The organism is Polaribacter sp. HaHaR_3_91, from assembly GCF_019278525.1.
Classification (GTDB): domain Bacteria; phylum Bacteroidota; class Bacteroidia; order Flavobacteriales; family Flavobacteriaceae; genus Polaribacter.
The window spans coordinates 612,669-632,034 of sequence record NZ_CP058986.1 but is presented as its reverse complement, the minus strand read 5'-3'; the positions used below and the strand labels follow the sequence as shown (position 1 = coordinate 632,034).

The 19,366-nt window shown below is 31.1% G+C and carries 11 protein-coding genes and 1 pseudogene; 3 read left to right on the top strand and 9 right to left on the bottom strand.

Going from position 1 to position 19,366, the window contains the following annotated elements; all coding sequences use genetic code 11:
• Nucleotides 1–63: 63 nt before the first annotated feature.
• The 3 genes and pseudogenes from feoB to H0I27_RS02540 all read right to left on the bottom strand — a co-directional run bounded on the left by feoB (nt 64) and on the right by H0I27_RS02540 (nt 3,924).
• Nucleotides 64–2,256, bottom strand: a pseudogene (gene feoB, locus H0I27_RS02550) (ferrous iron transport protein B).
• A gap of 4 nt (nt 2,257–2,260) precedes the next feature.
• Nucleotides 2,261–3,271 (bottom strand): DtxR family transcriptional regulator, encoded by a 1,011-nt coding sequence (locus H0I27_RS02545; RefSeq protein WP_218732362.1) that lies wholly within the window; start codon nt 3,269–3,271, stop codon nt 2,261–2,263.
• Nucleotides 3,268–3,924, bottom strand: a complete 657-nt coding sequence (locus H0I27_RS02540) for a metal-dependent transcriptional regulator (RefSeq protein WP_218732361.1) — start codon at nt 3,922–3,924, stop codon at nt 3,268–3,270. Before H0I27_RS02540 ends, H0I27_RS02545 begins: the two co-directional genes overlap by 4 nt.
• Nucleotides 3,925–4,024: 100 nt before the next feature.
• Between H0I27_RS02540 and H0I27_RS02535 the strand changes: the two genes are divergently transcribed.
• On the top strand, nt 4,025–6,268 hold the full coding sequence (locus H0I27_RS02535) for a TonB-dependent receptor (protein WP_218732360.1): 2,244 nt from the start codon (nt 4,025–4,027) through the stop codon (nt 6,266–6,268).
• Nucleotides 6,268–6,732 carry a thioredoxin family protein gene (locus H0I27_RS02530; RefSeq protein WP_218732359.1) on the top strand — a complete coding sequence of 155 codons (465 nt, stop codon included), beginning with the start codon at nt 6,268–6,270 and terminating at the stop codon, nt 6,730–6,732. The genes H0I27_RS02535 and H0I27_RS02530 overlap by 1 nt, the downstream gene beginning before the upstream one ends.
• 39 nt (nt 6,733–6,771) lie before the next feature.
• Here H0I27_RS02530 and H0I27_RS02525 read toward each other — a convergent pair whose 3' ends face one another.
• Nucleotides 6,772–7,332, bottom strand: a complete 561-nt coding sequence (locus H0I27_RS02525) for a hypothetical protein (protein WP_218732358.1) — start codon at nt 7,330–7,332, stop codon at nt 6,772–6,774.
• A 363-nt stretch (nt 7,333–7,695) separates the two neighbouring features.
• Between H0I27_RS02525 and mfd the strand changes: the two genes are divergently transcribed.
• Entirely contained in the window at nt 7,696–11,031 is a 3,336-nt protein-coding gene (gene mfd / locus H0I27_RS02520) for a transcription-repair coupling factor (RefSeq protein ID WP_218732357.1), read from the top strand.
• A gap of 576 nt (nt 11,032–11,607) precedes the next feature.
• On the opposite strand, the gene H0I27_RS02515 is transcribed toward mfd, so the two are convergent.
• The 5 genes from H0I27_RS02515 to H0I27_RS02495 form a co-directional block, all read right to left on the bottom strand.
• Complete coding sequence (locus tag H0I27_RS02515) at nt 11,608–13,377, bottom strand: DNA mismatch repair protein MutS (protein ID WP_218732356.1); 1,770 nt, start codon at nt 13,375–13,377, stop codon at nt 11,608–11,610.
• A 4-nt stretch (nt 13,378–13,381) separates the two neighbouring features.
• Nucleotides 13,382–13,618, bottom strand: a complete 237-nt coding sequence (locus H0I27_RS02510; RefSeq protein ID WP_218732355.1) for a hypothetical protein — start codon at nt 13,616–13,618, stop codon at nt 13,382–13,384.
• Nucleotides 13,619–13,849: 231 nt separating this feature from the next.
• Nucleotides 13,850–14,938 (bottom strand): HesA/MoeB/ThiF family protein, encoded by a 1,089-nt coding sequence (locus tag H0I27_RS02505; protein WP_218732354.1) that lies wholly within the window; start codon nt 14,936–14,938, stop codon nt 13,850–13,852.
• A gap of 247 nt (nt 14,939–15,185) precedes the next feature.
• Nucleotides 15,186–18,545: a class I tRNA ligase family protein gene (locus H0I27_RS02500; protein ID WP_218732353.1), complete on the bottom strand. Its 3,360-nt coding sequence runs from the start codon at nt 18,543–18,545 to the stop codon at nt 15,186–15,188.
• Nucleotides 18,546–18,676: 131 nt separating this feature from the next.
• Entirely contained in the window at nt 18,677–19,210 is a 534-nt protein-coding gene (locus tag H0I27_RS02495; RefSeq protein WP_218732352.1) for a DUF2911 domain-containing protein, read from the bottom strand.
• Nucleotides 19,211–19,366: the final 156 nt, after the last annotated feature.

Genomic DNA, 19,366 nt, shown 5'->3' with positions numbered 1-19,366 from the left:
TTACTGCAAAATACAAATTAAGCAATTAATTTCAGTTAAATATCAAAATTTATTTTAGAGTGATTAGCTTAAAATTCTCCAAATTTGAGCTACCAAAAACGTAATTATAAAACCTGCTATAACGGGTAAAATTGTTGCTACCACAGTCCATTTTTTACTTTTTGTTTCTTTATAAATAGTATAAATAGTTGTGCTACAAGGATTATGCAACAAACTAAACAACATTACATTCACCGCTGTTAAAAGCGTCCATCCACCACTTTTTAAAATATCACCTGTTGCTGTAACAGAATCTAACTCAAACATTACACCCGCTCCTGCGCCACCAACAGCTCCCGTTACCATTACTGTTAACATTAATATAGACGGAATTACAATTTCATTAGCAGGAATAGCAACTACATAAGCCAATAAAATAACACCATTTAAGCCTAATAGAAATCCGAAGCCATCTAAAAAATCAATTAAATGCAACGCAATACTTTCATCACCAATAAAAATATTAGAAATTAACCATATTACCGCTCCAGCAGGTGCCGCAAACACAATGGCTCTCCATAAAACTATTAATGTTCTATCTATTAAAGAAGTGTAAATGGTTTTCCAAAATAAAGGTGTTCTATAAGGAGGCAACTCTAAATTAAAAGTTGAAACCTCTCCTTTTAAAACTGTTTTAGACAATGCCCAAGAAAAGAAAAACATAAAAAAGATTCCTAAAACGGCAATTCCTACAACAGCAACCAAAGAAATTAAACTTGAATATGTTGACGGAACAACAGCTCCAATAAAGATCGTTGCTAATAGAATCTGCGTTGGCCAACGACCATTACACAAAGAAAAATTATTAGTAATAATTGCAATTAATCGCTCTCTCGGACTATCAATAATTCTAGTTGCTACAACTCCGGCCGCATTACAACCAAAGCCCATTGTCATAGTTAAAGCCTGCTTACCATGTGCTCCAGATTTTTTAAAAAGTGAATCCATATTAAAGGCAACTCTAGGTAAATATCCAAAATCTTCTAATAAGGTAAATAATGGAAAAAAGATGGCCATTGGTGGCAACATTACAGCAATTACCCAAGCAATTGCTAAATAAATACCATCAATTAAAAAACCAGACAACCACCAAGGAAAACTCAAGAATGCAGCACCCTCTTTTAATAAAGGATGAATTGTATCTAACAACAAACTTGCCAACATAGATGATGGGTAATTTGCCCCAATAATAGTTAACCAAAGTACTAAACCTAATAACAATAGCATAATTGGAAAACCCCAAATTTTACTAGTTACTATTTTATCTATTTTAGCATTTAAATAAAAAGCCCCTTTTTTATTATCTTTTACAACTGTTTTTTCAACAATCTTAGAAGCATCAGCATAAATTGCTTCCGTTAAATTATCGTGAAAATCATCGCCAATTTGCCAACGCAATTCGTTAGATAATTCTATAATTTTATCAATGTTTTTTGTTCCCATTCTCTTCAATTAAATAAAATCACCTGTTTTTAAGGCATCTAAAATATGCGTATCTCCTTCTAAAACCCTAAAAGCTAACCACCTGCTATTTGAAACAGTTGGATACTCTTCTTTAATAGCTGCACTCAATTTCTGCACAGCATCTTCTACATGTTTTGGAATGCTTTTTATTTTATAAGGTTTACAAACTATTTTTCCGTTTGCCAAATCACTAATTGCGGCAATTAATTCTGGAATTCCTTCTTTAGATCTTGCACTTGTTGGTACCACAGGAATTCCCAATTCTCTAGATAAACTTCTATAGTCTATGTTTATATTATTTTTTTCCGCCTCGTCCATTAAGTTTAGACAAAGAACTGCGTTCGAAGAGATTTCTAAAATTTGAAGTACCAAATTTAAATTACGCTCTAACCTGCTTGCATCAACAACTATTACCGTTAATGTTGGTTTACCAAAAAGGATAAAATTTCTAGCAACTTCCTCATCCTCAGAACGAGACATTAAAGAATAGGTACCTGGTAAATCTATTAATTTAAACTTTTGTTGCTGATATTCAAACGCTCCTTCTGCTCTAGTTACTGTTTTTCCTGGCCAATTACCTGTATGCTGCCTCAACCCTGTTAATGCATTAAAAACAGTACTTTTTCCTGTATTTGGGTTTCCTGCTAACGCAATTACAAAGTCTACATTCTCTGTATCTACACCCAGTTTTTTAACACCTTCTAAAGTATGATGTGCACAAGTGTCACAAGCTGATTTTGTTGCTGTTTTCATTTTTTTATGCTTTGGTAATTAAAATTTTAACTGCCTGATCTTTTCTTAAGGCAATAGCAGTTCCTTTAATTAAAAATGCTTTTGGATCACCTAACGGATTTAATAAATCGATACTAACCGTTGCTCCTTTTACAAAACCCAAGTCTAATAATCTTCGTCTATTTTCTCCTCTGCATTCTTTAGAAACACCTATAATTGTTGCTTTTTGATTATTTTCTAAATTAGATAAACGTAACGTATCTGTTTCTACAACATCTGCTTTGTCTAAAGAAATTACAGTAATATTTTTAGCTACTATAGGTGGCAAAACAAATTGCTCTCCTTCGGATTCAAAAACAATGCGATTTTCACTTATCTCTTTCATATACACCTGAGAATGTAAATGAATATGTTTTGCTAAAATTTGCTTATAAATACTTGTAGGCTCATCTTCTATATGAATAATTTTCCCAAAATTTAAAATAGGCAAATCTGCAAGTAGCATTCCTTTTTTCTCAGGAATTTGACCAGCTTTAGTTGGAATTGGATCTCCATGAGGATCGTACCTTGGGTTTCCTAAAAGTGTAGATAAATCTTCTACTTCTTCACCAGATAACTCATGTTCTTTTTTCTCTGCCCTACTATGCCATTCAGTTTTATGAAAACCCGTTTTTTCTGATAAATATTTTTCCCATAAACGGTGTGCTCTTACAATTCTTAATGCATATTCATCGCCTTCTTCGGTCAATGAAAAAAGCTCATGCTCTTTTTTTATCAATCCAGTTTCTAGCATAGTATCAATACTTTCTAATAACAAACTATGACTAAAATCTAATTCATCAAAAATGGTACTTATAGATGTTTTAGGATCATGATACAATAACTTTAAAATATCTTCAATCGCTGTTTTTTCTGTTTCTTTACGAGCCTTGAGATATTTAAAAAAGAGTCCTTTTTTAGGATTAAATATAAAATACAAGATTAAAATAACGCCAAAAAACACTAAGAGCGCTACTATTGGGTTGTAGGTATTCATATTTTTTTTATATATAAATTGTTAGCTATTTTATTTGAAATTGATAATTTCTTATCATCAACCTTAATAGAAACGGAGTCATCAAAGTCTTCTTTTTCTAAAACCGTAATCTGTTGCCCTAAAGTAATTCCTTTTTTGTCTAAGAACTTTAAAAATTCTGAAGAAGAATCATCAACACCAATACAAATTCCGCTTTCATTTTTTAATAAAGTTGATAATAAACTTTTATCTATCGTTTTTAAATTCCCGTCTTTATCTGGAATAGGGTCTCCATGAGGATCATGCGTTGGAAAACCCAAAAAAGCATCTAATTGCTCTACTAATTTTGAAGATTTGATATGCTCTAATTGCTCCGCAACATCATGTACTTCATCCCAAGAAAAATTTAACTTATCTACCAGAAAAACTTCCCAAAGTCTGTGCTTACGTACAATATTTGCAGCAGTCTTCTTTCCTAAACTAGTTAATTTAACTCCTTTATACTTCTTATACACAACAACTTCCTTTTCAGACAATTTTTTTATCATGTCTGTAACAGAAGAAGCTTTTGTTTCTAATTTTTTAGCAATAGCATTTGTACTGATTCCTTTAACAGCATCTAACTCTAAATGATAAATTGCTTTTAAATAATTTTCTTCAGAAAGTGTAAACATCTATAAATTTTATACTACAAAGATATACTTTTTTAATTTAATAAATATATTTTTAGACAAGTCTAAAAAATAAATTATATTTGTCAAAAATATTTATCAAATGAAACTAAAAAGACTTCTATTATTTACAGCACTTATCAGCTTAAACACAATTTTTTCCCAAAATAATTCTATTTCTGGAAAAATAACGAATAGCTCAAATGCATTAGCTTACGTGAATGTTTATTTAAAAAACTCTAAAATTGGAACAGCTTCTAACGAAAACGGTTATTATAAACTAAAAGATATTCCTAAAGGAAATTACACACTTGTTGCGAGTAGTGTTGGTTATCAATCTAAATTCATAAAAATAACAATTGATGAAAATCAAAAAATTACTCAAAATTTATCTCTATCAGAAGATAACTCTTTAGATGAGATAGTTATTTCTGGAACCATGAAACCTGTTAAGAAATTAGACAGTCCTGTGCCCGTAGAAGTATACTCTCCTACCTTTTTTATGAAAAATCCATCACCATCCATATTCGAATCAATGCAGAATGTAAATGGTGTTCGTCCACAAGTAAACTGCAGTGTTTGCAACACTGGTGATATTCATATAAACGGATTAGAGGGTGCTTATACATTTGTTATGATTGACGGAATGCCAATTGTAAGCGGACTTTCTACGGTTTATGGACTAACAGGAATTCCACAAGCATTAATAGAACGTGTAGAAATTGTAAAAGGCCCCGCTTCAACTTTATATGGTTCTGAGGCAGTTGGAGGTATCATTAATATTATCACTAAAAAACCATCTTCTTCACCTTTGTTTACGATAGATTCTTACGCTAGTTCTTGGGGAGAAGTGAATACTGATATTGGCTTAAAATACAAGCTAGGAAAAACGAATGCTTTATTAGGGATCAATTATTTTAATTACCAAAACCCAATTGATAACAACAATGATGGTTTTACAGATTTAACCTTACAAAACAGAATTTCTATTTTTAATAAATTTGATTTCGAAAGAAAAAACAATCGTGTTTTTACGGTAGCTGGTCGTTATGTTTACGAAGATAGATGGGGTGGAGAAATGGATTGGACACCTGAATATAGAGGAGGAACAGAAATTTATGGAGAAAGTATTTACACAAGTAGATGGGAAACTTTTGGAACGTACCAATTACCTACAGATGAAAAATTAAATTTTCAATTTAGCGCGAATGGACATGACCAAAATTCTTACTACGGAGACACTTTTTATAAAGCTGATCAATTTATTGCTTTTGGACAATTAACATACGACACTACTTTTGGAAAAAACCATGATGTATTAATGGGAGTTGCTTATCGTTACACAAATTACGACGACAATACCACTGCAACTGGCAGTAAAACAGAAAACGATCCATCAATCACTCACTTACCAGGTGTTTTTATTCAAGATGAAATTACATTAGCACCAAAAAGCAAACTTTTGTTAGGGGCAAGATATGATCATAATAATGTACACGGAAGCGTCTTTTCTCCAAGAGTAAATTACAAATGGAATTCTGATAATAATGAAGATGTTTTAAGAGTTAGTATTGGTAATGGTTTTAGAGTTGCTAATGTTTTTACAGAAGACCATGCTGCCCTTACAGGAAACAGAGACGTATTTTTTGAAGATGAATTACTTCCAGAAACTTCTTGGAATGCAAACATTAACTATGTTAAAAAAATAGTTACAAAAAATAATACCATTATTAATTTAGATGGAAGTATTTTTTACACACATTTCAACAATAAAATAGTTGCAGATTATGAAACTGATACTTCCAAAATAATCTATGGTAACTTAGATGATGGTTATGCAGTATCTAAAGGTATATCTTTAAATACAGATATTAATTTTAGAAATGGTCTTTCAATTATAGCTGGTGCAACTTTAATGGATGTATCTACAACAGAAGAAGGAGTTACCGAAAGACAGCTATTAACAGAAAGTTTTAGTGGTACTTGGAGTATTTCTTACAGAATAAAATCTATCGATTTATTACTTGACTACACTGGTAACATTTACGGACCTATGGATTTACCTTTATTGGGAGAAAATGACCCTAGATCTCCAACATCTCCTTGGTATAGTATACAAAACATACAAGCTACTAAAAAAATTAGCAACACTTTTGAAGTTTTTGGTGGGGTAAAAAATTTATTAAACTTCACTCCTGCCGCTAACAGTATCTTAAATAGCGACAATCCTTTTGACGTTGGAGTAGATACAGAAACAAATCCCGAATTAGCGTTCGACCCAGCTTATGTATATGCCGGTAACCAAGGTATACGTATGTTTGCAGGACTTAGATATAAAATACAATAATGAAAAACACGCTTCTTTTCTTTTTTATACTTTCCACCTGTATTTTATATGGGCAGAAAAACAACACTTTACTAAATTATTCTTTTGAAGAAGCTTTTAAGTTACAAGAAAAAGAAAAGAAGCCAATTATAGTCTTTTTTCACACAAGCTGGTGTAAGTATTGTTTTGCTATGAAAAAGAATACTTTTATCGATAAAAAAGTTATAAATTTATTAAACAAACATTTTTACTTTGTTTCTTTTGATGCAGAAAGTAAAGACTTCATAAACATAAAAGGTAGAATTTTTAAAAATAAATCAGGAGTTCATCAGATAGTAGAAGTGCTCGCTTCTAAAAACAACACAATTAGCTATCCTTCTACTATTATTATAAGTACAAACAATACTATTGATGAGCAGATAGACTCTTTTCTATCAGCAGAAGAAATCACTAAAATATTAACAAGTTACATAGCGCTCAAATAAAAATCATAATGGCAAATTACCATAAGATAATAGAAGAAATTAATGCTTAGATTCCCAAATACGTTTTCTTCCAGAAGTAGAACGACCATTCCCTCCACTTAGTGAGAAACGATATGTAACACCAACTGATCCAAATGTGTGAGAACGTTGACTTTGGAATCTTTCTTCATTATACTTATGCATCAATACACCTTGTAAACCAAAATGATCAGAAATCCAAAGTGTACCACCGATACCAAAATTTAAAGTTGGTAATACATGTTTAGACTTTACAAGACTACCTCCAATTAATATATAGGGATTTATTGTGTTTTCTGAAGTACCAAAATCATATCTAACCTCACCATCATAAGTGGTGTATTTTTGACTATCATTAAAATCACTAGAAATACTACCAGCTAAAGTTATATTCTTAAAAAGGTAAGTAGCAACAGATAATCTAGGGAATTGAGGAATAAGCCTACCTCCCATATCTGGGCCATTTTCTACAGAATAAAGAACAGAACCGGTACCAATTGTTACAGCCCATTTATTAATTTCATTCTGACTGAAACTATTTAATGTGAATAAAAAAACAAGAATAAGAACTATATTTTTCATTTTAATTTTCTTTTTTAGGGAGAAGAAAAGCAATTTGCAATTTCTAATATTTTTTTTGGCAAAGATATTGATTTAACGAAGAAAATAAAGTGCTGTATATTTTATTTGCGTTAAAGTTTTATTTATTCGAAAATGATAAAAATAACACCTAATAAATTCTAAATTGATAATTTACAAACGAATACCTTACATTATAATCTACTATTTTAAGATGCAACAAAGATAATTAAATCCTCATTATAGAATATAAAACGTAAATTTCACTAAACTATTTTAATAAAAGATTATATCTTATTTAAAATAGTTTTTAAACATTTTATATTTAACAAATTCAAATTAATATCTTTGCTAAAATATTTCGGGTTGAGCAAGCAGAACATTGTAAATCAATATCAAAACTCTGCGAATGTATCGCAGATAATTAACCAACTTCAACAAGATAAAAACCATTTTCAAATATCGAATTTGGTCGGATCTTCGTTGTCTTTTGTTATTTCAGAAACTTTTAAAAAAGTAGATAAACCGTATCTTTTAATCTTCAATGATAAAGAAGAAGCAGCTTATTACCTTAACGATTTAGAACAATTGTTAGGTGAAAAAAATGTTCTTTTTTACCCAGGATCATACAGAAGGCCTTATCAGATTGAAGAAACTGATAATGCTAATGTCTTACTACGTTCAGAAGTTTTAAACCGAATTAATTCTCGTAAAAAACCTGTTGTAATTGTAACCTACCCAACTGCGTTATTCGAAAAAGTGGTTACCAAAAAAGAATTAGAAAAAAATACCTTAAAAGTAGCTGTAGGCGAAAGTTTATCACTCGATTTTGTTAACGAAGTTTTATTCGAATACAAATTTAAACGTGTAGATTTTGTTACAGAACCTGGAGACTTTTCTGTACGTGGAGGAATTATAGATGTCTTTTCTTTTTCTAATGATGAACCTTATCGAGTAGAATTTTTTGGTGATGAAATAGACAGTATTCGTTCTTTTGATGTAGAGACACAACTCTCTAATGAGAAACTGAAAAAGGTTTCTATTATGCCAAATGTAGAAAACAAAACACTACAAGAAAACAGAGAAAGTTTTCTTAAATACATTTCGCCTAAAACCGTCATTTTTGCAAAAAACATTGATTTAATTACCGGAAATCTAGATAAATTCTATCAAAAGGCAGAAGATGCTTTCCAAGATTTATCCAAAGAAATAAAACACGCAAAACCAAGTGAGTTATTTTGTGATGGAAGTTATATCAAAAATCAAATACAAGATTTTTCACTCATAGAAATATCTACTAAAACACAAACGAAAGGTCTTTCAGAAATTAAATTTAATACCATTGCACAACCTTCATTTAATAAGCAGTTCGATTTATTAATAGAGAATTTAGAAGAATATCATAAAGCAGAATTTACTAATTACATTTTTTGTGCCAACGATCAGCAAGCAAAACGTTTTCACGATATTTTTGATGATGCAGAACAAGAAGTACATTACGAAACCGTTGTTTTTCCATTATACCAAGGTTTTGTAGATGTAGATAATAGGTTGGTTTGTTACACCGATCATGAAATTTTTGAACGTTATCATAAATTTAGATTAAAAAACGGGTACGCTAAAAAACAAGCCATTACCCTTCAAGATTTAAACAAACTAGAAATTGGCGATTATGTAACACACATGGATCACGGAATTGGAAAATTTGGTGGTTTACAAAAAATTGATGTTCAAGGTAAAAAGCAAGAAGCCATTAAATTGGTCTATGGAGAAAGAGACATTTTATATGTAAGTATTCACTCGCTTCACAAAATTTCTAAATTTAATGGTAAAGACGGTAAAGCGCCTAAAATATACAAATTAGGTTCTGGAGCTTGGAAAAAAATTAAACAAAAAACAAAAGCCCGAGTTAAACATGTTGCCTTTAATTTAATTCAATTATACGCAAAAAGAAAACTTCAAAAAGGATTTGCTTTTGGTCCAGATACTCACATTCAACATGAGCTAGAAGGTAGTTTTATGTATGAAGATACACCAGATCAATTTACATCTACACAAGCTGTAAAATTAGATATGGAAAAAGAACAACCTATGGATCGTTTGGTTTGTGGTGATGTTGGTTTCGGTAAAACAGAGGTTGCCGTAAGAGCAGCTTTTAAAGCGGTAGATAATGGCAAGCAAGTCGCAATTTTAGTACCAACAACCATACTAGCTTTTCAACATTATAAAACTTTTACCGAGCGTTTAAAAGATTTCCCTGTCCGTATAGATTACCTAAACCGTTTTAGAACAGCAAAACAAAAAACCGAAGCTATAAATGGTGTAAATGATGGTTCTGTAGATATTATAATCGGCACGCATCAACTTACAAACAAACGCTTACAATTTAAAGATTTAGGTTTATTAATTATCGACGAAGAGCAAAAATTTGGTGTTTCAGTAAAAGACAAGTTAAAAACTTTAAAGGAAAATGTAGATACTTTAACCTTAACCGCAACTCCAATTCCTAGAACGTTGCAATTTAGTTTAATGGCTGCAAGAGATTTATCGGTTATAAAAACACCGCCACCAAACAGACATCCTATAGAAAGTAATGTCATCCGTTTTTCTGAAGAAACAGTACGAGACGCTATTGCTTACGAAATTTCTAGAGGAGGGCAAGTTTTCTTTATCCATAATAGAATAGAGAATATTAAAGAAGTTGCAGGTTTAATTCAACGTTTAGTGCCAAATGCAAAAGTGGGTATTGGCCACGGACAAATGGAAGGTAAAAAACTAGAGGGATTAATGCTCGGTTTTATGAATGGAGATTTTGATGTTTTGGTTTCTACAACCATTATAGAAAGTGGTTTAGATGTACCAAATGCAAACACAATTTTCATTAATAATGCTAATAATTTCGGCCTTTCAGACTTACACCAAATGCGTGGTAGAGTTGGTCGTTCTAACAAAAAAGCCTTCTGTTACTTTATAACGCCTCCATACCACATGATGACGGATGATGCCAGAAAACGTATAGAAGCCTTGGTATTATTTTCAGACTTAGGAAGCGGAATTAACATTGCCATGAAAGATTTAGAAATTCGTGGTGCTGGAGATTTATTAGGTGGAGAACAGAGTGGTTTTATCAATGATATTGGGTTTGACACCTATCAGAAAATATTGCAAGAAGCCATCGAAGAACTGAAAGAGAATGAATTTAAAGAATTGTATCCTACAGATAATTCCAAACCAAAAGAGTACGTAAAAGAGGTTACAATTGATACTGATTTCGAGATTTTATTCCCAGATGATTATATCAATTCCATTACAGAAAGATTGGCTTTGTATAATAAATTAGGCGAGCTAAAAACCGAAGAAGAATTACTAGTTTTTGAAACTGAAATTATAGATCGTTTTGGAGAAATCCCTACGCAAGTAGAAGATTTATTAGATTCTGTTCGTATAAAATGGTTGGCAAAAGAACTTGGTTTAGAGAAAGTGATTCTAAAACAAAAAAGAATGATGGGTTATTTTGTAGCAAATCAACAAAGCGATTTTTATCACACAGATGCGTTTACAAGAATGTTAAAATATGTGCAACTAAACCCTAAAAGTTGCGTAATGAAAGAGAAAGAAAGCAAAAACGGAATTCGTTTATTAATCACTTTTATAAGAATTGATACTGTAAAAACCGCATTGGGAGTCTTACAGAAAGTTTAGAAGTGTTTTTAGTAGCTATTTCCTGCTTTCCACTGTATCTTTTTATTACTGTCATTGCGAAGTTTACTTTTTTGTAAACTGTGGCAATCTCATAATTAGAAAGAGGTTGCTTCGTGCCTCGCAATGACGTCTTTTTATAGAGGTAATAAAAAGGATATCGTTTCAATCAGGGCTAAACCTGTTTGCTCGCTTTTGTTTACGGTGTTTGTCTTTTCGACCTTTTGGGAGAAATCGCATAAAGTAGCTCACGTTGTGTTATCACTGTTATGAGACTTCTCAATACTTCGAAGTGACAATTGTTACGGGTTTAAATGATTCAGTCTACCCTGTCTTTCCATACAGTTTTGTCTTTTCAACCTTTTGGGAGAAATCGCATAAAGTAGCTCACGTCGTGTTATCACTGTTATGAGACTTCTCAATACTTCGAAGTGACAATTGGGTGTTTTTTTTACGTTCTTTTGTCATTTCGATCGCAGAGAGAAATCACATAATGTTGCTCCATTTTGCGTTCTCCTCTTTATGATACTTCTCCTAAAACCGAAGTAACAATTCTATACTTTTCATCGAATTAACACACTAAACAATTTCCATTTTTTGCAATAAAAAAGAAGCATTCATGTTTTTACAAATTCCGTTTTTTAAGGTGTAATCGAAGTGCAATTCATCATCTATAATTTCTGCATCAAAATAATAGTTTTTAATACCCGAAAATTCGTTTTCTAATTCACACAAACTCACATCGTGGGTTGCAATAATTCCGGTGGACTTAGATTTTGTTAACTTTTCAACAAACTTTTTAGAACCAATTGCCTTGTCTTTACTGTTGGTTCCTTTTAAAATTTCATCTAAAATGATAAAGTAATCTGTAGTTTTAATTTCATCAACAATAAACTTTAAACGCTTTAATTCAGAATAAAAATACGATTCATCTTCCGTTAAAGAATCTGTAGTTCGCATACTTGTAATCAACTTAATTGGCGCATATTTAAAACTCTCTGCACAAACGGGTAAACCACAATTTGCCATAACAATAGACAAAGAAATAGTTCTTAAAAAAGTACTTTTTCCAGCCATATTTGCTCCTGTAACAATAAAAAACTGTTCTTTATCAATAGTAAAATCGTTGTCAATTCTTTTATCAACCTTTAATAAAGGATGTCCTAAATTAGCAGCTTTTATAACTCCTTTCTCTACTGTAATTTCTGGGAAAATGAATTTTGTATGATTAAAATGAAAGTTTGCTAACGAATTTTGAGCATCAAAAAAAGCAACCACAGAAAACCATTTATCTACCGTGTGTTTGTAGGTAGTAATCCATTTTTCTACTCTGCAAGCATTGAAAATTTCGATTAAAAAAAGTCCGTTACCAACCACTGAAATTAAAATATTATTACGTTGATCAAATCCATCTAAAACTTTAGAAAATTCTTTAAAAATTGTAGAAGCTTTTTTACTCTCGGAATTAATAATAGCTTGTTTTTCTACTAAAACTTTAGAAGTAAATTTTTCGCTTTCAATTTCATTTAATAATACGTGATATTGCTTAAAAGTTTCTCTCACTTTATCTGTATCAGCATATAAGTTACCTGTTTTTTTAACATAAGCTGCTGTGATAAATAGACCTATAAAAAACCAAAGAATTAAATAGGTAAACGAAACAAATCCAAAAGAAATTAAACTAATTAAAACCAAAGAAAGTATAGAAAAACCAATTTGTACTCCTTTTAAAAAAGTAGGTAAAACTGCGGTATAGTTCTGAATCCAATTTACAATAAAACCAGACGTATCTTTAGTGGTTATTAAACTTGCCAAAGCGGAAAAATGCTGCCTCCAAGTTACTTTTGTAGCTAATTCTTTAATAGTATTTTGCTTCTCTACAATTCCGTCTGTTTTATTTTCTGTAAACGTATTTGCAAGTAGTTTCTTCCCTTCACCTGTTACCGTTCTATTTGCATATTGAAAAAATGAACCAACACCAAACAAATCGATATCATTACTATAATAATGAGTTGGGTTAACAAATTCCTCTCCAGATTCTAAATGATGGAAATTCCTATTTAAAACTTCTAATTCTGTATTATTGATGTTAATTTTAGCTTTAACAATAGCTCGTTTTCTTTGTAAACTAACCTGTTTTACTACTAAAAACCCAAACAATAAAATCCCTAAAAAGGCGACGATAAAAACATCGGGATAACTACCAAAAGTTAAATACACTAAAAAGCAAGTCGATAAGAAAACAGCAAATCTAAAAACACTTAAGTTTACCGATTTACGTTTTAAAATGGAGGCTTCTTTTTCTAATGCTATCTTTTCTTGACTAAAAAAATCTACAGGGGTTTTCATTCTTTTAATTTCTTTCTAAAAATTTAATTTCTAAGTTTTTGGCTAAATCTCTACCATAATCAACTGCGTTATCAATCTCACCAAAAACAGCTATTCTATATTTTTTATTTCTAATATCCCAAATATTAACTTCGCATTCTTCTCTTACATTTAAAAATGTAGAAACTCTATCTAATTTTCTTATTCTTTTCCATTTTCCAAAGCCAACAGGTCCTACAGAATAAAATTTTCTATATTTCATTTCTTGAAAATTAAAATGATGACTTTCCAAAACCGAAAACTTAATACCAAGTATAATTAATGATGTAATAGAAAACACATTTGACCTTAACTTATTAAGAGAAAACGAACTTTCTATAATAAAATATTTATACACTAAAAACAACGTTAATGAGTAGAAAATTGCCGCAAGAGCTCTACTGAAAATAGATCTTTTGCCAAAGTGAATAATTACGTTTTTATCCTTCAAAACTTAATAAACAGATATTCCTCCAGTTAAACTTAAAACAGTTAATGCTGGATATTTTTTCTTTAATATTCTGGTCGCTCTGTAACTATTTAACCCTCTTTGGCAAACCATTACATAGGTTTTATTAAAATCTACCTGAATAGCATCTACATCAAACTCTTGAATAGGAATTGTTTGATCCACCTTAAAAGGCAATTTTAAATTCGGTAAAACGGCTATCAGTTCTAAACTTTTCGATTGCTCTTGAAGTGCCAAACGTTCTTTTAACTCTTCTGATGATATTTGCCAATCCTTATTTTGAAGCTCACAAACTGCATCAAAATAGGTTTGTATTTTAAATAAATTTGAAATCTTTTCTTTTAAAACAGTTGGCTTTAACTTCATTTTTAATTGTGTGTTTTGAAGCGAATTGTAAATCAATAATTCATTTGCTAACGGTTTTCCAACACCTGTTATCAATTTTAAAACTTCATTTACTTGTTGCGTAGCAATGAGACCAACAATAGCGTTCATAGTTCCCGCTTCTGAACAATTAGGAACATCTGATGCCATTTTTGGAAAAGCATCTCTTAAATTGGCTGAATAACTTCCGTCATTTTGTAAAACATTAAAAGTAGCTGCATAACCATCAAACTTATACAAAGAACCATAAACCAATGGCTTATTATTAAGCACACAAGCATCATTCAACAAATACTTAGTTGGTAAAGAATCTGTACCATCTACAATGATATCAAACTTAGAAATCAAGTCCAATACGTTTTCTTTTGTAATTGATTTATTAGTAAAACTAACATCAGTAAAAGCGGCTCTCTTTTTTATAAATTCTGATAAAACTTCTGCTTTTGATTTGCCAACATCTTCTAAACTATAAAAAACTTGTCTATGTAAATTAGAAACATCAACAGTATCAAAATCTACGAGGTGAATTTTCCCAATTCCGCTTGCGGCCAAATACACAGCAATCGGACTTCCTAATCCGCCACAACCAACCACTAAAACAGATGCTTTTTGTAGTTGATCCTGACCTTCTTCACCAATCTCAGATAAAGTAATTTGACGTTTAAAAAGTTGCTCTTTTGTTACACTCATTCAGCTCACAAGATAGTTAAATAAAAAAAGCCATCACAAAATTGCAATGGCTTTTAATTATCTCTAAAATATGTTTGACTTACTTATATTTTCTAATATATGAATTGCATAATTTATCATTTCGAAATGAGCTTTTTTGCGATTGAGAAATCTCATAAAAAACAGTTACTATCTTTATAAGATTCCTCCTCAATTCTTGGTTCGGAATGACAAAAACAAGCTAATACAAAAGAACACGTTACGTGTACTAGATTACGATGTTTATAATCTTACCAGGAACAATAATTACTTTTTTAGGTGCTTTTCCATCTAATTGAGTAATTGTTTTTTCATTTTCCATTACTATTTTCTCTATTTCTTCTTTTGATAAATCTAGAGGAAGTTCTAATGTAAAACGCATTTTCCCGTTAAAAGAAATAGGATAATTTTTAGCACTTTCTACTAAATGACTTGCTTCAAAAACAGGAAAATCTGCAGTAGAAATAGATTCTTTATGACCTAATAAACTCCATAACTCTTCTGCAATGTGAGGTGCATAAGGAGAAACCAAAATTGCTAAAGGTTCTAATATTGCACGTTTATTACATTTTAAAGCAGTTAACTCGTTTACAGCAATCATAAAAGTAGAAACCGATGTGTTAAAAGAGAAATTCTCTATATCATCTTCTACTTTTTTAATGGTTTTATGCAATGTCTTTAACTCGTCTTTTGTTGCTGCGGCATCAGATACTTCAAATACTTCTTCATTAAAATACAGTTTCCATAATTTCTTTAAGAAAGATGAAACTCCAGAAATACCAGAAGTTTTCCAAGGCTTCGCTTGTTCTAAAGGGCCTAAAAACATTTCGAATAAACGTAAACTATCTGCTCCGTATTCTTCACAAATAGCATCAGGATTTACAACATTGTATTTAGACTTAGACATTTTTTCTACTTCACGTCCTACTTTATAAGCTCCGTCTTCTAAAACAAATTCAGCATTTTTATAATCAGCATTTAAAGCATGATTTTTAAATCCATCAACATCTAATTCATCAGAAGCATTTACTAAAGAAACATCTGCATGTAAAGCTGTTTTAGTAATCATTACTAAATCTGCAAAATTAGGATCTAAGAATTTATTATCTAATAAGTAATTTATAACAACCGTTTCAAATTCATCATCAGAAGTAAATGCATTTTTAGACACAAATACAGTTGGTATTTTCTCTAAAACATCATCCATAGATTTTTCATCAGAACAACCACAACCATTCTTTACAAAAGCAGTTGCTTTGTAAACAAAAGCAGAAGTTCCTAAAATCATTCCTTGGTTAATCAGTTTTTTTGCAAACTCATCTACAGGTACAATTCCTTTATCGAACAAGAATTTCTGCCAAAAACGAGCATATAATAAATGCCCTGTTGCATGTTCAGATCCTCCAATATATAAATCTACTTCTTTCCAGTAGTCTAGGTTTTCTTTGCTTGCAAACTCGTTAGAATTTGTAGCATCCATGTATCTGTTAAAATACCAAGAACTACCCGCCCAACCTGGCATTGTATTTAGCTCTAAAGGATAAACAGTTTTATTTTTTAACTTATCGTTAGAAACCACTTTCTTTCCACGAGAATCCCAAGCCCATTCTGTTGCGTTCCCTAAAGGTGGTTTTCCATCTTCCGTTGGTAAGTATTTTTCTACTTCTGGTAATACGATTGGCAAATGTTCTGCATCAATCATTTGTGGCATACCGTCTTTATAATAAACTGGGAAAGGTTCTCCCCAATAACGTTGTCTGCTAAAAACAGCATCTCTTAATCTATAGTTTATTTTTCCGTAACCAAAGCCACGTTTTTCCATTTCGAAAATGGCTAATTTTAAGGCTTTCTTATATTTTAATCCTGATAAAAAATCAGAATTTGCAATCTTTGTTCCGTCTTTTCCAGTGTGTGCTTCTTCAGAAATATCTACACCTTCAAAAATATTAGGAATCGGAATTCCAAAATGTTTTGCAAAATCATAATCACGTTGATCACCACAAGGTACAGCCATAACAGCTCCTGTTCCGTAATTTGCTAATACGTAATCTCCAATCCAAATTTGAACCTTTTCACCTGAAAAAGGGTGAATTGCATACGCACCTGTAAAAGCTCCTGAAATGGTTTTTACATCTGCCATTCTATCACGTTCAGAACGTTTTGCAGTAGCTGTAATATACGCCTCAACTTCTGCTTTTTGAGCATCAGTTGTTATTTTTGATACCAACTCATGTTCTGGAGCTAATGTCATAAAACTTACTCCGTAAATGGTATCTGGTCTTGTTGTAAAAACATCAATCTTATAAGACTTCTCGTCTTTTACAAGTACTTCTGTTTCTACTGATTTTTCAATCTTTTTTGGAAACTGAATTGCAGTATTAATTGCAGCAACCACTTTTAATACATTTTCAACTACTTCTTCGTTTTTAAAACGAACAACATTAAAACTTTCATTGTTAAAAAATGCTGTTCTTGCTTCTTCATCTTCTTTACCAGAAAATTCAACAATTAAGTTTTTAGCTAAACATACATAATCTACCAAAAAGGTACCAATTGTATATTTTTTTCTAAATTTTGATGCTCCTTTTTTATTCTTTAATTCATCCCAAAGAATTACTTCTGCTTTCGATAAATTCTGACGTAATTCTTTTAATGCTTCTAATTCTTTGTATGATAATTTTACTTCCGAAGAAGTATTTTTAGCACCATTATCAACATCAAAAGAAACCATTGCTCCTTGCGAACGTCCAATCCAATTGGTTTGAGAATCTTTTAAAGATTGTGGCCAATCTATTTTTTCTAATCCATCTAACAAACGCTGTGCATATGCAGAAATTCTCATAGACCATTGTGTCATCTTTTTACGAATAACAGGATGACTTCCACGTTCTGATACTCCGTTTACAATCTCATCATTAGCTAAAACAGTTCCTAAAGCAGGACACCAGTTTACTTCTGTATCTGATAAAAATGTTAAACGGTATTGTAATAATATTTCTTCTTGTTCTTTTGTTGATAACGCTTTCCATTCATCTGCAGAAAAAGATTTAATTTCTTCATCACAAACAGCATTTACAGTTGCATTTCCATCTTTTTTAAAGATTGTTTCTAAAGTAGAAATATCTTCCGCTTTATCCGAATCTTTATTGTACCAAGAATTGAACAATTGAATAAAAATCCACTGAGTCCATTTATAATATTCCGGACTAGAAGTTCTTACTTCTCTACTCCAATCAAAAGAAAAACCGATAGTATCTAATTGTCTTCTGTAAGTAGCAACATTTTCTTCTGTTGTTTTAGCTGGATGTTGACCTGTTTGAATGGCATATTGTTCTGCCGGTAAACCAAAAGAATCATATCCTTGCGGATGCAGTACATTAAAACCTTTATGACGCTTGTAACGTGCATAAATATCACTGGCAATATATCCTAGAGGATGCCCAACATGTAAACCTGCTCCGGATGGATAAGGAAACATGTCTAAAACATAATATTTAGGTTTTTCCGATTCATTGCTGGCTTTAAAAGTTTGGTTCTCTGCCCAAAATTTTTGCCATTTCTTTTCTATATCTAAGTGATTATATTGCATTTGATTCTTTTATTAAAGTGCACAAATTTACGTTTATTCTTTGTAAGCAAGAAATTCATTTCTTTAAATTAAATGACATAAAAAATCCGTCTAAATTTCTTTAGACGGATTCAATTATTTCTTAAAGAAAATTATTTAATAGAAACAGAAACTATTGTATTAGCCCATCCCATTTTTAAAGTCATATCATCTGCAAACATCATAGAAAACGCTTCTATGTTTTTATCTGATGTAGAAACCGTACCTGGTACTCTAACAACATCTTGGTCTTCTTTATAAAAATAAGATCCCCAAACATTTTTTGCTGTACTTAAAATTACAACCCAATCTCCTTCGGTTTTAGGAATTGTAAATAACGTATAAGTTCCTGCTTTTACAGCCTTACCACCAAAAACAACATCTTTGTAGAAAGTAATTTCTGAAGCTTCATTTGCACCTGTTCTCCAAACTTCATCAACAGGAGCTAATTTACTTAATTCTCTTCCATTTAATTGTGGTCTTCCGTAAGTTACTTTTACAACTTTGTCTGAAATTTTATAACTACTTGGGTATGCAGCACCATCCATTGGGCTTTTATCTAAACCTTTAAAGTCTTGTGCATTTGTTCCTGTTGAACTAATTAATGTAATAGCAAAAATTGCAATTGATAAAATAGATTTTTTCATGGTTTGTTATATTTATTTATAATATTAGTATTCAAGTCCTCTTAAAAGTGAAAACCTTACAAAGGTTTATGATTATTTATGCTAAAATAAGTATAATAGCAAATAAACACCAAAACGACTGATTAAATTCATTGTTATAAAAAAAAAATCGAGATT

Coding starts and splice junctions, on each gene's coding strand:
- H0I27_RS02525 (WP_218732358.1), bottom strand. CDS start 7,332: ATGAAAAATATAGTTCTTATTCTTGTTTTTTTATTCACATTAAATAGT.
- H0I27_RS02535 (WP_218732360.1), top strand. CDS start 4,025: ATGAAACTAAAAAGACTTCTATTATTTACAGCACTTATCAGCTTAAAC.
- H0I27_RS02545 (WP_218732362.1), bottom strand. CDS start 3,271: ATGAATACCTACAACCCAATAGTAGCGCTCTTAGTGTTTTTTGGCGTT.
- H0I27_RS02530 (WP_218732359.1), top strand. CDS start 6,268: ATGAAAAACACGCTTCTTTTCTTTTTTATACTTTCCACCTGTATTTTA.
- H0I27_RS02540 (WP_218732361.1), bottom strand. CDS start 3,924: ATGTTTACACTTTCTGAAGAAAATTATTTAAAAGCAATTTATCATTTA.
- H0I27_RS02510 (WP_218732355.1), bottom strand. CDS start 13,618: ATGAAATATAGAAAATTTTATTCTGTAGGACCTGTTGGCTTTGGAAAA.
- H0I27_RS02500 (WP_218732353.1), bottom strand. CDS start 18,545: ATGCAATATAATCACTTAGATATAGAAAAGAAATGGCAAAAATTTTGG.
- H0I27_RS02495 (WP_218732352.1), bottom strand. CDS start 19,210: ATGAAAAAATCTATTTTATCAATTGCAATTTTTGCTATTACATTAATT.
- H0I27_RS02515 (WP_218732356.1), bottom strand. CDS start 13,377: ATGAAAACCCCTGTAGATTTTTTTAGTCAAGAAAAGATAGCATTAGAA.
- H0I27_RS02505 (WP_218732354.1), bottom strand. CDS start 14,938: ATGAGTGTAACAAAAGAGCAACTTTTTAAACGTCAAATTACTTTATCT.